The following is a 13918-nucleotide window of genomic DNA, read 5'->3' on the forward strand; positions in this document are numbered from 1 at the left end:
CTATTCCCCTGTACATAGACCTGCCAGAGTCAGCCGACTGAGCGCACTGCTCCACTCGTGGCCTCTCGAGTCAGTGCGCTCTTTTTTATCACTGAGATTAAGAGTGTTGTTATGAGAACTTTTGCCGATATTCTGGCAGCGCGAGAGTGGGAAAATCATCACGTCACCCACCATCATGTTCTGCCCGCACATGCCCCTTTCCATGCTTACCAAAACGAAGACGATGCCTTGCAAGGGAGAGGGTCTGCCCAGCAAATGTGCTTGAATGGTCAATGGCAGTTTATGCTATTCTCGGCGCCGAGTGAGGTGCCAGAAGCGTGTATTGAGAAAAGTTTTGATGACAGCGCTTGGTCGCCAATCACGGTGCCATCCAACTGGCAGTTACAGCCGCAGGTTGACGATCGGCCAATTTACACCAATGTGAAATATCCGTTTGCGGACACGCCGCCAATCGTACCTAAGCACAATCCGACCGGCGTTTATCGCACCACGTTTGAGGTGTCGCCACAGCCCAATGAGTTAACGTGGATCACCTTTGATGGCGTTAACAGTGCCTTTCACCTGTGGTGCAATGGTGTGTGGGTCGGTTATTCGCAAGATGCCCGTTTGCCCGCCGAATTTGATTTAACGCCTTATCTTCAGGAGGGGCGCAACCAGTTGACGGTCATGGTGATGCGTTGGTGCGACGGTTCCTACTTGGAAGATCAAGATATGTGGTGGCTAAGCGGCATTTTCCGTGATGTCACCTTAACCCGAAAACCGCGACTGCACATTCAAGATGTGGAGATTCGCACTGAGTTGGCGCTAGGGTTTCACCAGGCCACGCTTGGTGTGACGACCACTTTATCGCAAAAAGAGGTCGCCAATCGCGTACGTGTGCGTCTGTTTGATGCCGAACAGCAGCTGGTCGCAGAGCAAGTCAGCACGGTGGGATTACAGTTTGTCGATGAAAAAGGGCCGTGGAGCGATAAAGCGCAGCATGCCCTTGACGTTCAAGCGCCGATACTGTGGAACGCAGAGCGCCCTTACTTGTATCGCGCTGTTGTCAGCTTGCTTGATGAGCATGACACGGTGATAGATTGTGAGGCGTATTCGGTCGGTTTTCGTGAGGTACGTATTGAGCACGGTCAGCTGAAAGTGAATGGCGAAGCGGTGCTGATCCGCGGCGTCAATCGTCATGAGCATCATCCAGAGCTTGGTCATGTGATGACAAGAGAAGATATGCTCCGCGACATCCAGCTGCTCAAGCAGAACAATTTCAATGCGGTACGTACCGCGCATTATCCAAACCACCCTCAGTGGTATCAACTGTGTGATGAGTATGGTCTCTATGTGGTGGATGAAGCCAACCTTGAAACCCACGGCCAGTTTCCGATGTGCCGCTTGTCCGACGACAGTGAATGGCTACCGGCCTACCTGCGCCGTATCACTCGGCTGGTGGAGCGCGATAAGAACCATGCGTGTGTCATCATTTGGTCGCTTGGCAACGAGTCGGGGATCGGGAATAACCATCATGCGATGTATCAATGGGTCAAACAGCGTGACCCTTCTCGACCTGTCCAATATGAAGGCGGCGGCGCGATGACCGCCGCGACCGATATCCTATGTCCGATGTACGCACGGGTCGATTGGGATCTGCCAGTCGTCAAGCATCAGCCACAGGTCACGCCGCGTGTCGGGATTCGTAAATCGATTGCACTGCCTGATGAGACGCGTCCCCTGATTTTATGTGAATACGCTCATGCGATGGGTAACAGCCTCGGCAGCTTTACCCACTACTGGCAAGCGTTTCGAGATAACCCGCGCTTGCAAGGGGGATTCATTTGGGATTGGGTCGATCAAGGTCTAACTAAGATAGCGCCGGATGGCCAAACGTATTGGGCTTATGGCGGGGATTTTGGTGATGAAATCAATGATCGTCAGTTTTGCATCAATGGTCTGCTATTCCCGGATAGAAGCGCGCATCCCACCCTGCAGGAAGTCAAAAAAGCGCAGCAGTTTTACCAGTTCCGCCTGCTATCGACTCAGCCACTAGTGATCGAGGTAGAGAGTGAGTACCTGTTTAGCGCCAGTGACAACGAGATACTTGATTGGAGTGTCACTTGTGAAGGAGAGGTGCTGCACCGTGGTCAGCTTGATCTCAATTTGGCGGCAAAATCGACGCAAAGCGTAACCTTGAGCGAGCAGCCCATCAGCAGTGGTCGCTGCGCCCCGTATTACCTCAACCTAGAGGTGCGCCTTCGTCAAGAGACCGCTTGGGCAAGCGCCGGCCATGTGACCGCCATCGAGCAACTGGAACTCTCAGTTGAAACGGCGCTACCGAGCCCGAACATCAAGCCTGTTGGCGCTATCAATACCTCTGACAGCGCAAAAGCCTTGCTGGTCTACAGTGATGATTTTGCGCTCGAGTTTGACAAATCAATAGGCGCGATCGGCAGTTGGAAAGTCAACGACAGCGAAAAGCTGACCGCACCGATCATCGATAACTTCTACCGGGCTCCACTTGATAATGATATTGGCACCAGTGAAGCCAACAAGCTCGACCCCAATTCTTGGTTTGCTCGTTGGCAGTCGATAGGGCTCGATTCATTGACCCGAGAGCTTGAGCAGTTTGAATGGTATCAAGCTGAGCAAGGAATTGTGGTGGTGAGTCAGCAGCGTTATTCCCATCAAGGTAAGGCGCTGATCCGCTCGACGTGGCGCTATACGGTGGCCAGTGATGGCAGTGTGAGTTTGGATGTCGATGTGACGCTTGCTCAGCATCTACCCCCACTGCCGCGTATCGGCTTAGAGGTGGCGTTGTACGATGGCGAGCATCACGAGTCTATAGAACAGGTCTCTTGGCTGGGCCGCGGCCCACATGAGAACTATCCGGACCGATTAGCGTCTGCGCACATCGGACGCTATCAACAATCGCTGGATGCGATGCACACGCCGTACATTTTCCCAAGTGACAACGGCTTGCGCTGTGATGTCACACAGGCCAAAGTGGGTGAGTTGCTTATCGAGGGGCAATTTCATTTTGCCGTCAGTCGCTACGGTTTGCGCAACTTAGCCAGTGCCAAACATACGCACGAGTTAACCAAAGGGGACACCTGTTACGTGCGAATTGATGGTGCGCATATGGGCGTGGGCGGTGACGATTCGTGGACGCCTAGCGTGCATCAGGCTTATCTTCTGAGTGATAAACGCTATCGCTATCAGGTGACACTGTCGTTGAGCCACGCTCAAGCTGACGAGGTGTAGGGGATAAATATGAATAGGGATAGCGAGCGCTATCCCTGTTGTTTAACGACGGTCTGGTTACTGATGACAAATGGTCGATCACTGAAGGGTGTAGCGTGTCCACACTTTTGAGCGCCAGCGCCTTGCCATGATGATGCCGCGAAACCACTCGTCGAGTGCAATCGCCATCCAGGCACCGAGCACGCCATAGCCCCAGTAGACGCCAAATACATAGCTCATGCCGACACCGAACCCCCACATACTGATGATGCCCATTTTAACCGGGAACTTGATGTCGCCAGCCGCTTTGAGCGCCGAGATAAAGATGAGGTTAAAGACGCGCCCCGCTTCGAGCACGATCGAACCGGCAATCAAGGTCGCGGTTAGGGCGGCGATCTCCGGCTCTGTGGTAAAGAGGGCGATGATGGGATCGCTCAGCAAGTAGACGATGACCGTCAACAGCGTCGAGACGCAAAAGCCAACCACAAAATACTTTTGCACTAGAGACAAAATCGAGTCAATCCAACCGCGGCCTATGTAGTAGCCCGCTTGAATCTGACTGCCTTGCCCGAGGGCAAGCGCAAAAGCAAAGGAGAGGCGAGCGATGTTCTGTGCGTAGGTGAAGGCGGCCAATGAGGCAGTACCCATCTGGACGATAAAAAAGGTGATGCAGATTTGCGCCATGTTGTAAGAGAGCACTTCTCCGGCATTCATGGCACCAATTTTGATGATGCGTGAGTAGATAACGCGAGGGATGGCTCGGTACTCGGCAAAAGGTATCTCGATGCCAGAGCGTTTAACCGCCGCCCAGAGGATCACGGTGCTGAGCACCTGACTAACGACAGTGGCAATTGCCACCCCTTGCACCCCATAGACCGGCAAGCCAAAAGGCTGATAGAGGGCGATGTAGTTACCGATGATATTGAGCACGCCGCACACCAAGTTGACCACCATCGGAGAGCGGGAAAAGCCGTTACTGCGCAAAATAGTGGTCAGCACGATGCCGAGGGTGACGTTAAAAGTCATCGCGCCGCTGATCAGCAGGTACTCTTGGGCGTATTGTTCGACCTGAGCTTCTAATCCATAGAGCGGCAGAAACGCGTAAGCGCCCCAGATAGACAGTCCACTCAGGCAGATACCGACCAGGGCAGAAAGAAAAATACTGGCGACGCTAACATGGGCGGAATCTTGTACACGGCCTGAACCATTGTATTGCGCAATCAAAATACCCGTGCCGCTGCTGACCATCGACGAGACGATGATCAAAAAGAACGACAGTTGAGAGATGACGCCTACCGCCGAAACGGCTTTATCAGAGAAACCACTGAGCATGAAGACATCGCTGGTATTGAGCGCTGTTCGCAGCAAGATCTCGACAAATAGCGGCCAAGTGAGTGCGACGATCTTCATGCGTTTATCTATCGTATTTGGCATGGGTGGTCCTAACTGTGGTGCCCCGGTGGCGAGTTTGCAGGGTGCGGTAGGGCTGGCAAAGGCAAAGTCGCAAATTGTCCGGTGCTGGGCTGGATATGCAAATCAGTTTCTTCGTTATGATTCTTACTTGATGAGAAAATGTCCATAATTTTTCGCTTCTGTGAAAACGTTTCACAAAGTTTAGCCAGGGATTGTGACCTTGATAGAGATATTGATGGCTTTGGCTTCCTTAGCCTGCTGCCCTCTTTCTGATGGGCTAAAGAAAAGGGTCGGATAGCAGTCAAATCCATTATTGGTGAGCAATTTGTGGAAACGTTTACACAATGAGAAATTGATCACGGAAACTAGGCGCAAATGATTGCTAGACTTTTGAGCAAGCAGAGTCATTTCTGAGCGATTGCGAACCAGAGCGAGGCAAACAGTGAAAGTATTAGTAACGGGTGGAATGGGTTACATCGGTAGCCATACATGTGTACAGATGATCGAAGCAGGCATGGAGCCTGTGATTATCGACAACCTCTGCAATGCCAATCAAGAAGTGTTGAACCGTATTGAAGCACTCACCAAGGTGAAGCCGATTTTTCATCAAGGTGATGTGCGCGATGAGGCGTTTCTCGATGGTGTTTTTGCTCAGCATGACATTGCCGCCGTGATTCATTTTGCCGGATTGAAAGCGGTCGGGGAGTCGGTAGCCAAGCCACTCGAATACTATGACAACAACGTGAATGGCTCCTTGGTGTTGGCGCGCTGCATGCGTAAAGCGGGCGTGAAAAGCTTAGTGTTTAGCTCTTCCGCGACAGTGTATGGCGACCCGGCTAGCGTTCCGATCACCGAAGAGTCACCGACAGGCGCGACGACCAACCCATACGGTCGCAGTAAGTACATGGTCGAGCAGTGCTTATCGGATCTCTTTGCGGCGGAAAACGATTGGAGCATTACCTTGCTGCGCTATTTCAATCCGGTCGGCGCCCATCCATCAGGCTCAATGGGAGAGGACCCACAAGGCATTCCAAATAATTTGATGCCTTTCATCGCTCAAGTTGCGGTGGGGCGGCGAGAGAAATTGTCGGTCTTTGGCAGTGACTACCCAACACCCGATGGCACCGGAGTGCGTGACTACATTCATGTGATGGATTTAGCGGATGGGCACATCGCAGCGTTGAAATCGGTAGGCGCGCGCGCTGGGTTGCACATTTTTAATTTGGGGACCGGCCAAGGCTCCAGTGTGCTTGAGATGGTCAATGCCTTTAGCCAAGCCTGCGGTCAGCCGATTGCGTATGAGCTGTGCCCAAGACGCCCAGGAGATATTGCCCAGTGCTTTGCCAGCACCGAGAAAGCAGAGCGAGAGCTGGGTTGGAAAGCGAGCCGCAGCGTCGCGGATATGACGGCCGATACATGGAAATGGCAGTCCACAAACCCTCAAGGTTACGGCGCGTCATAACGCGCAGCGAGCCGAGCTGGGCATGAGTTAGGCAAAGGTTAAGCAAACAGTTAAGAGTTTTTGTGTTTAAGGTTGAGTAAGTAAGATGTCGAATATTGAATTTAATCCTGTGGATCACCCACATCGTCGCTATAACCCATTGACTGGGCAGTGGATATTAGTCTCGCCTCATCGAGCAAAACGCCCTTGGAGTGGCGCGGATGAAAAGCCCGCGCAGGATGCATTGCCTCGTTACGATGCGCACTGTTTTCTTTGTCCTACCAACACTCGTATCTCTGGCGATGTGAATCCTGATTACCGCGGCACCTACGTGTTCAATAACGACTTTGCCGCTCTGATGGTTGATTCTCCTGACGCACCAGAATCTGACAATCCGCTATTTAAAACCCAAGGTGTGCGAGGCTTGAGCCGCGTGATCTGCTTCTCTCCCGATCACAGCAAAACCTTGCCGGAATTACCCGTGGCTCAAATTCGTGGGGTGATTGACACTTGGAATGAACAGATTGAAGAGTTAGGCCAAGAGTACCTCTGGGTTCAGGCGTTTGAAAACAAAGGCGAGACCATGGGCTGCTCTCAGCCACATCCACACGGTCAAATCTGGGCCAACAGCTTTCTGCCGAATGAAATCGAACGCAAAGAGCGCCACCTTAAAGCTTACTGCGAAGAGCACGGGCGCAATTTGTTGGTTGATTATGTCCAAGCAGAGTTGAAAGACGGATCACGCATTGTGGTCGATACTGAGCACTGGGTCGCTGTAGTGCCTTACTGGGCAGCTTGGCCGTTTGAGACCATGCTGTTACCCAAAGCGCACATCCGCCGCATGAGTGAACTCAGTGATGCTCAGCGTGATGATCTCGCGCTGGCGATCAAAAAGTTAACCAGTCGCTATGACAACTTATTCCAGTGCTCCTTCCCTTATTCGATGGGCTGGCATTACGCGCCATTTTTTGAACAAGGAACGGACATTGAGCACTGGCAACTGCACGCACTCTTCTACCCACCGTTGCTGCGCAGCGCCACGGTAAGAAAATTTATGGTCGGCTATGAGATGCTGGCAGAAAGCCAGCGTGACTTAACTGCAGAGCAAGCCGCGCAGCGTCTAAGAGACGTCAGTGACGTGCATTACAAAGAGGCCTAAGCCGAGTCTGTTACGCGTGAACGCCGCACGTGGCGTTGACCCACCGAATGCTATTTTTTAAGAGAAGAACCTTATGTCTGAACTGATCCAAAATGTGAAGAGCTCGTTCGAGAAGGTGCTAGGCTATGCGCCATCGCACATTATTCAAGCGCCGGGGCGCGTCAACTTGATTGGTGAGCACACCGACTACAACGACGGCTTTGTTCTCCCTTGTGCGATTAACTATCAAACGGTGGTGGCGGCGTCAAAGCGTGACGATAACCTCGTGCGCGTGGTGTCGGTTGATTACGGCAACGCCGTGGATGAGTTCGATATCACCCAAGCCATCACCTTTACGCAAGACAAAATGTGGGCCAACTACATTCGCGGTGTGGTCAAGTGTTTGTTGGCGCGAGGGTACACCTTCAACGGCGCGGACATTTCGGTCAGTGGTAATGTACCTCAAGGTGCGGGTCTCAGTTCTTCAGCCGCGTTGGAAGTGGTCATTGGTCAGACGTTTAAAGAGTTGTACAAGCTTGATATTTCTCAAGCCGAAATCGCACTCAACGGTCAGCAAGCGGAGAATGAGTTTGTGGGGTGTAACTGCGGCATCATGGATCAAATGATCTCCGCTGAAGGGCAAGAGAATCATGCGATGTTGCTAGATTGCCGTACGCTAGAGACTCAATCAGTATCGATGCCTGCAGAGATGTCAGTGGTGATCATCAACTCGAATAAAAAACGTGGGCTGGTCGATAGTGAATACAACACTCGCCGCGAGCAGTGTGAAGAGGCCGCACGTATTTTTGGTGTGCCTGCGCTGCGCGATGTCACTATTGAGGAGTTCAATTCCAAAGCATCCGAGCTTGATGCCATGGTGGCCAAACGCGCACGTCACGTCATTACCGAAAACGATCGCACTTTAGAAGCGGCACAAGCGCTGAGAAACAATGACATCAAACGCATGGGTGAGCTGATGGCCAAATCGCACGCCTCGATGCGTGACGATTTTGAAATCACCGTCAAAGAGATCGATGTGTTAGTCGAGATGGTCAAAAAGGTCATCGGTGACCAAGGCGGCGTACGGATGACCGGCGGTGGTTTTGGTGGCTGTATTGTAGCGCTTGTTCCGCCCGCGCTGGTGGGAGATGTTCGCGCCGTCGTTGAGGCGCAATACGAAGCGCAAACGGGGCTCAAAGCGTCGATCTATGTTTGCCAAGCCAAGCAAGGCTCTGGCCTGGTTACAGCGGAATAAGGAAAACCCATGACTCATGCTCTATTTGAGACCATGACGGCGCAGCCAGCCTATGATGGTGAGGCAGCGCAGTTGGTCGAATTGAACAACGCAGTGGGGACTCGCGTTGTGCTGATGGACATCGGAGCCACTTGGCTCAGTTGTCGTTTGCCTTTGGCGAGCGGGGAGCAACGTGAAGTGTTACTTGGTGTAGGGGCCATGGAAGACTTCCAGCACCAACAAGGTTACTTGGGGGTAACCGTTGGACGTTATGCGAACCGTATCGCCAATGGTTTTTTTCAGATAGAGGGTGAGTCCTATCAAGTGTCGACCAATCAAGCGGGTAATTGTCTGCATGGCGGCGCCGAAGGGTTTGATAAGCGACGCTGGCAGATCGTTGAGCGCAGCGAACAGCACGTTTTGTTTGCGTTGCACTCGAAAGATGGCGATCAAGGCTTTCCCGGCAATGTCACTGTTTCGGTGCGTTATCTGCTCAGCGACGACAATGCGCTGCACATTGACTATTTGGCGACCAGTGATAAAACCACGCCAATCAATCTCACCAATCACGGTTACTTCAATCTCAATGGCACCACTAGCGGGCTGGATGCGCGCGCGCATACCCTCTCTATTGAAGCTGACTACTACCTACCTACCACCGAGGTCGGGATTCCTTTGGGTGATCTGGTGAGCGTCGAAGGCACCAGTTTCGATTTTCGCCAACCAAAATCGGTTGCGGTAGACCTATTGGCTGACACGCAGCAGCAACAAGCCAAAGGTTACGATCACAGCTTCTTTCTCGCGCCAGAACGAGAGGTGAAGGCGCCGATCGCAACCTTAACAAGTCAAGATGAGCGCGTCAGCGTCAGTGTCATCACCACGCAGCCAGCGATTCAACTTTATACTGGCAACTGGTTAGGCGGCGCGCCAAGACGAGAAGGAGGCGAATATCAAGATTATGCGGGCATTGCGCTGGAAACTCAGTTTTTGCCTGACTCGCCCAACCACCCAGAGTGGCCGCAACCAAGTTGCTTGTTAAAGCCGAAAGAGCAGTATCGTCAGCAGACCATTTATCAGTTTATGTGTCATTAATACAACCGCCCTCAATGGAGGGCGGTCTCATAAGGTTTATCTCGCGGACAAGGTGCTGCTTATGACAGCCGCTCTACGGAATTTCTGCGCACCACCGTGGGCGAAAAAATGATGGTGTCGCTCTCTTCCGGTTCACCTTTGGCGAGTGCAAGGGCGAGCCTTGCGGCCTTCTCGGCCATCATCTGAATGGGGTAACGCACTGTCGTCAGCCTTGGATGAACATAGCGAGCAATCAAGCCATCATCGAACCCCATCATCGAAACCTGCTGCGGCACAGCAATGCCATTTTCATCGAGTACCGACAATGCGCCCGCCGCCATGTAATCGTTGTAAGCGACGACGCCAGTGATGGTCAACGACTTGGTGAGTAGGTTGGTCATTGCGATTTCACCGCCATCACTATTGGGCTCACCGTACTCAATATACGCCTTGGACAGATCGATCTTATGGTCTTTGAGCGCCGCTAAATACCCTTCAATACGTTGGCCCGAGTCTTCAATTTGATGCGAGGAGGCGATGCAGGCGATGTGTTTGTGGCCGTTACGAATCAGGTATTCCGTTGCGAGGTAGGCGCCTTTGTGGTTATCCAAAGAGATGCAACGTTCTGCGAGCGCAGGGATATGACGATTGATGATCACCATGCCTTTCACTTCTTTGGCATAGCCCTGAAGCTCTTCATCAGATAAGGCTTTTGAGTGGATGACTAACGCATCGCAGCGGTTATTGATCAAAAGCTCAATGGCTCGGCGCTCATCCTCTAAGCTGTGGTAGCCGTTGCCGACCAAGATATGCTTGCCATGCTCATGAGCAACGTTGTCGACCGCTTTGACTAACGTACCGAAAAACGGATCAGAGACATCCCCCACCAAAACGCCGACCGTATTGGTGCTTTGGCTCACTAAGGCTCTGGCTGCCGCGTTTGGGCGATAGCCCAGTTTGCTCATTGCTTGCGTGACGGCCGCGATGGAGGACTTGCTTGCTTTGGGGGATTTATTAATGACGCGTGATACCGTGGCGACCGACACACCGGCTTCTTTTGCGACGTCTTTGATTGTTGCCATCTTGAACCTCGTTTTCTGATGCGTTCATTAAACACCCATTGTGAAAATGACGCAATCATTGCGCGGTTTTAACGATGCAAATACGAGCCCTAGCGCTTGTTTTTACTGCTTTTAGGCTAGGTGTAAACGTTTCAAAATATCGCGCTTATTTCACCTGACGATAGCCACCAACGCATCGATATGCGGATGGTGCGCTTGGGTGACGCCCGCTAGGTTGCCATACTTCGGCTGGTGGCGATCATTTTCCAGTGGATGATGCCAGCCAAACGTTGAGTGGATAAACTGCTCGGCAAAGTTCTCGGAGATCTCCAAACAACCAGCCAACACGGTATCGACGTAGGTTTGCATGATGGGCATCAGTGAGCAAGGGGGGGCGGGCGCGTCTTTTATGTAGACCCAAACGCTGTCTTCGCGAGTAAGCGGTTGCGTCGTTTCAATATTGGCGTGGTGGATCGCCACGCGATGATAGCCGCGCTCACGGCGATCAAATTCGCTTATCTCGCCCGGTGAGATGGCGAGCAAAACGCCATTCACTAAGCCTTCCCCTCGATCAACCACCAAGGGGGAGAGGGTGTAACTGTCGTCCACTTTTCCCCAATAGCGTTTAAACCCGTGCACGACACTGGGAATAGCTGGAGCGGTTTTGCCTGTGAGTTGGCGTGAGGCGGAATTCATCAAACTGCCGTAACCGAAAATGTAGTGCGCCATGACTTTCTCCTCTGTTTTTTCTTTTAAGCTACCTTGCTCGCATACAAATGAAAAGCATCAATGTTGCGCATGTCCAGTTCGATTTGATGTAACTAAGACATCGTCACATGTGTCATTTAGACATCAATGATTGAGCTAATTACGTTTATCTTATTGATTCTATTAGATTGATTAAATGGTCTAATTATTGCTGTTAGTGGAGTCTTACTGATAGGGCCGCGTGTGGAGATTTAGGCTTGATTACGATTACAGATAAACAGCAGGAAGAGCGCATTACGCCCATTTGGCGCTTAGGGTTTCGTCCATTTTTTCTACTCGGCAGCGTCTACGCCATCGTGGCAATCGTTGGCTGGGTGTGGATGTTTCAGACTGGCCAGCCAGAAGCTCTGCAAGTGCCAGCTTTGTGGTGGCATGTGCATGAAATGGTGTTTGGCTTTGCAATGGCGATTGTGGCCGGTTTTCTGCTCACCGCGGTGCAAAACTGGACGGGAATCCAAGGTACAAAAGGCCCCTGCTTGATGCTACTGAGCCTACTTTGGCTTGTGCCGCGTGGCCTGTTTTGGGCGCCTGTGCCTCTGTGGTTCACTGCCACTATTGAAGCGCTATTTTTGCTGCTATTGGCCTATGAGGTCGGAAGGCGAGTGGTCAAAGCGAAAGGGTGGCGAAACTTGTTCTTTGTGCCGCTTATCGTGTTGGCGCTGGTGGCGAACTTTGCAAGTTATGCCGCAGTCAAAGGCGTTGCGCCATTTGCGTCAAGTAGCGTCTGGCAGGCGATGCTGTGGTGGTTCACCTTGCTGTTATCGGTCATGGGCGGCAGAGTGATCCCTTTCTTTACGGCGCGGCGTTTTGAGTTTACGCAAAGTGAACGTCTAGTGTGGCTAGAGTGGTGTGCCAATGGGCCACTCATAGCCCTGTTCATATTGAGCTTCTTCCCTTTAACTATGGCGCAAGTTGGTGCGCCGCTGATGGGGTTGGCCGGAGCTGCGCAGTCGATTCGGTTATACCGCTGGCGACCTTGGCGCACGTTTAGTGAGCCCTTGGTGTGGTCGCTGCATGCTGGCTACGCGTGCATACCGCTGAGCTTGTTACTGCGCGCCGCAATGGACGACCCTTTTGCCACCCATACGCTGCTGCATTTGTTTGCCATTGGCGCGCTTGGCGGCGTCATTCTGGCAATGATTGCACGCGTTGCCATGGGGCATACCGGTCGCTCGATTTATCAAGGGCCCAATATGTGCTGGGCTTTTTCTGCGCTGTTGTGCGCGGCGTTAGTGCGTGCGGTGCTGGTCGTGATATGGCCGGAGCATATGATCGGTTGGGTTAACCTCAGCGCCGGGTTATGGGTATTCGCCTTTGGGCTTTATGTGGTGAAGTTTGTGCCGATGTTACTCAAACCAAGAGTCGATGGTCACCCCGGTTGAGCGCATTCATACAAAGAGTGTGAGAATAAACAGAAGAGACGAATAGAAAAAGGGTTGGCATGGTGCCAACCCTTCATTGTCGTTGATGACCTAGTGCATCATTAGTTGTTGCTGTGCAGTTCTGAGTTAAGCTCTACCGCAGTTTTGTTGGCAAGGCACTCGATTTGACCGGTCACCGAGTTGCGGCGGAACAGCAGATCCGAAACGCCTGCGAGGTCACGAGCTTTCACCACTTCGACTTCGTTACCTTGTGAATCGAGCATGCGCACTTTAGAACCCGCCGTCACGTAAAGACCAGACTCAACCGTACAACGATCACCCAGTGGGAAACCAAGACCCGCGTTCGCGCCAAGTAGCGAGTTCTCACCAATCGAGACCACGACAGTACCGCCGCCTGATAGGGTACCCATGATAGACGCACCGCCACCGATATCCGAACCGTCACCCACAACCACACCCGCAGAGATACGGCCTTCTACCATGCTCACACCTGTGGTACCGGCGTTGAAGTTAATAAAGCCTTCGTGCATCACGGTGGTGCCTTCACCGACGTGTGCGCCAAGACGAACGCGTGAGGTGTCTGCAATACGAACGCCCGCAGGCACAACGTAATCCACCATTTTCGGGAACTTGTCGACACAATCGACCGTCAAAGTACGACCTGCTAGGCGCGCATCCATTTGACGCTCAGCCAATTCTGGTAGATCGATTGGGCCTTCGTTGGTCCATGCGATGTTGTGCAGTAGGCCAAAGATGCCATCCAGCACCGTGCCGTGCGGCTTAACTAGGCGGTGAGAAATCAGCTGTAGCTTGAGGAAACCTTCCGCCACGGATGCTGGTTTGTCATCTGTCGCAAGTACCACAAGGACCAATGGTTGGGCAGACTGTGCCGCTTTCTCTGCAAACGAGGCGTTCGCCACATCACCGTGAGCAGCAAAGGCAATGGCAAGCTCTGCACTTTGCGCCGCAGAGATTTCGATGGCCTGGTTACCTTGCTCGTAACCTGCCACGGTCGCTACTGCGTCAACCAGCGCATCCGCTGGGTTGAGCACTGGGTTTGGAAAAAACGCTTCGATGATTTTTCCGTCACGGTTTTTAGTCGCGCTACCAAACGCAAGTGAGAAGTAAGCCATGTTGAATCTCCATTGTCTAAATTAGGCATTAGCGGGGGTGCCGCTATCAATT

General features: G+C 52.4%; 10 protein-coding genes. 6 read left to right on the forward strand and 4 right to left on the reverse strand.

Features of this window, described 5'->3' with window-relative positions; genetic code table 11:
* The first annotated feature begins 111 nt into the window (after positions 1 to 111).
* The gene (locus tag AC6R0S_RS17445; protein ID WP_500638443.1) at positions 112 to 3246 is read left to right on the forward strand and encodes a beta-galactosidase; all 3135 of its coding nucleotides are present in this window, start codon (positions 112 to 114) and stop codon (positions 3244 to 3246) included.
* A 78-nt stretch (positions 3247 to 3324) separates the two neighbouring features.
* On the opposite strand, the gene AC6R0S_RS17450 is transcribed toward AC6R0S_RS17445, so the two are convergent.
* Positions 3325 to 4659, reverse strand: coding sequence for an MATE family efflux transporter (locus AC6R0S_RS17450; protein WP_334551423.1), 1335 nt, complete (start codon positions 4657 to 4659; stop codon positions 3325 to 3327).
* A gap of 421 nt (positions 4660 to 5080) precedes the next feature.
* Here AC6R0S_RS17450 and galE point away from each other — a divergent pair, with 421 nt between their 5' ends.
* From galE to galM, 4 genes are all read left to right on the forward strand, one after another.
* The gene (galE, locus tag AC6R0S_RS17455) at positions 5081 to 6100 is read left to right on the forward strand and encodes a UDP-glucose 4-epimerase GalE (protein WP_500633719.1); all 1020 of its coding nucleotides are present in this window, start codon (positions 5081 to 5083) and stop codon (positions 6098 to 6100) included.
* An 85-nt stretch (positions 6101 to 6185) separates the two neighbouring features.
* Positions 6186 to 7238 carry a UDP-glucose--hexose-1-phosphate uridylyltransferase gene (locus tag AC6R0S_RS17460; RefSeq protein ID WP_500638444.1) on the forward strand — a complete coding sequence of 351 codons (1053 nt, stop codon included), beginning with the start codon at positions 6186 to 6188 and terminating at the stop codon, positions 7236 to 7238.
* A gap of 73 nt (positions 7239 to 7311) precedes the next feature.
* A complete protein-coding gene (galK, locus tag AC6R0S_RS17465) occupies positions 7312 to 8472 on the forward strand; it encodes a galactokinase (RefSeq protein WP_500638445.1) in 1161 nt (386 codons plus the stop codon).
* 9 nt (positions 8473 to 8481) lie between these two features.
* On the forward strand, positions 8482 to 9543 hold the full coding sequence (galM, locus tag AC6R0S_RS17470) for a galactose-1-epimerase (protein ID WP_500638446.1): 1062 nt from the start codon (positions 8482 to 8484) through the stop codon (positions 9541 to 9543).
* Between the two features lie 59 nt (positions 9544 to 9602).
* Here the strand turns inward: galM and AC6R0S_RS17475 are convergent, their stop codons facing one another.
* Both AC6R0S_RS17475 and AC6R0S_RS17480 read right to left on the reverse strand, forming a co-directional pair.
* Positions 9603 to 10604: a substrate-binding domain-containing protein gene (locus AC6R0S_RS17475; protein WP_500631541.1), complete on the reverse strand. Its 1002-nt coding sequence runs from the start codon at positions 10602 to 10604 to the stop codon at positions 9603 to 9605.
* Positions 10605 to 10754: 150 nt separating this feature from the next.
* Positions 10755 to 11312, reverse strand: a complete 558-nt coding sequence (locus tag AC6R0S_RS17480; RefSeq protein WP_500631540.1) for a gamma-glutamylcyclotransferase family protein — start codon at positions 11310 to 11312, stop codon at positions 10755 to 10757.
* Between the two features lie 236 nt (positions 11313 to 11548).
* Between AC6R0S_RS17480 and AC6R0S_RS17485 the strand changes: the two genes are divergently transcribed.
* Positions 11549 to 12733 carry an NnrS family protein gene (locus AC6R0S_RS17485; RefSeq protein ID WP_500638447.1) on the forward strand — a complete coding sequence of 395 codons (1185 nt, stop codon included), beginning with the start codon at positions 11549 to 11551 and terminating at the stop codon, positions 12731 to 12733.
* A 101-nt stretch (positions 12734 to 12834) separates the two neighbouring features.
* On the opposite strand, the gene dapD is transcribed toward AC6R0S_RS17485, so the two are convergent.
* Positions 12835 to 13866 (reverse strand): 2,3,4,5-tetrahydropyridine-2,6-dicarboxylate N-succinyltransferase, encoded by a 1032-nt coding sequence (dapD, locus tag AC6R0S_RS17490; RefSeq protein WP_334551414.1) that lies wholly within the window; start codon positions 13864 to 13866, stop codon positions 12835 to 12837.
* Positions 13867 to 13918 lie beyond the last annotated feature (52 nt).

The sequence above is a fragment of the Vibrio sp. R15-SG3-ISO1B genome (assembly GCF_059833835.1).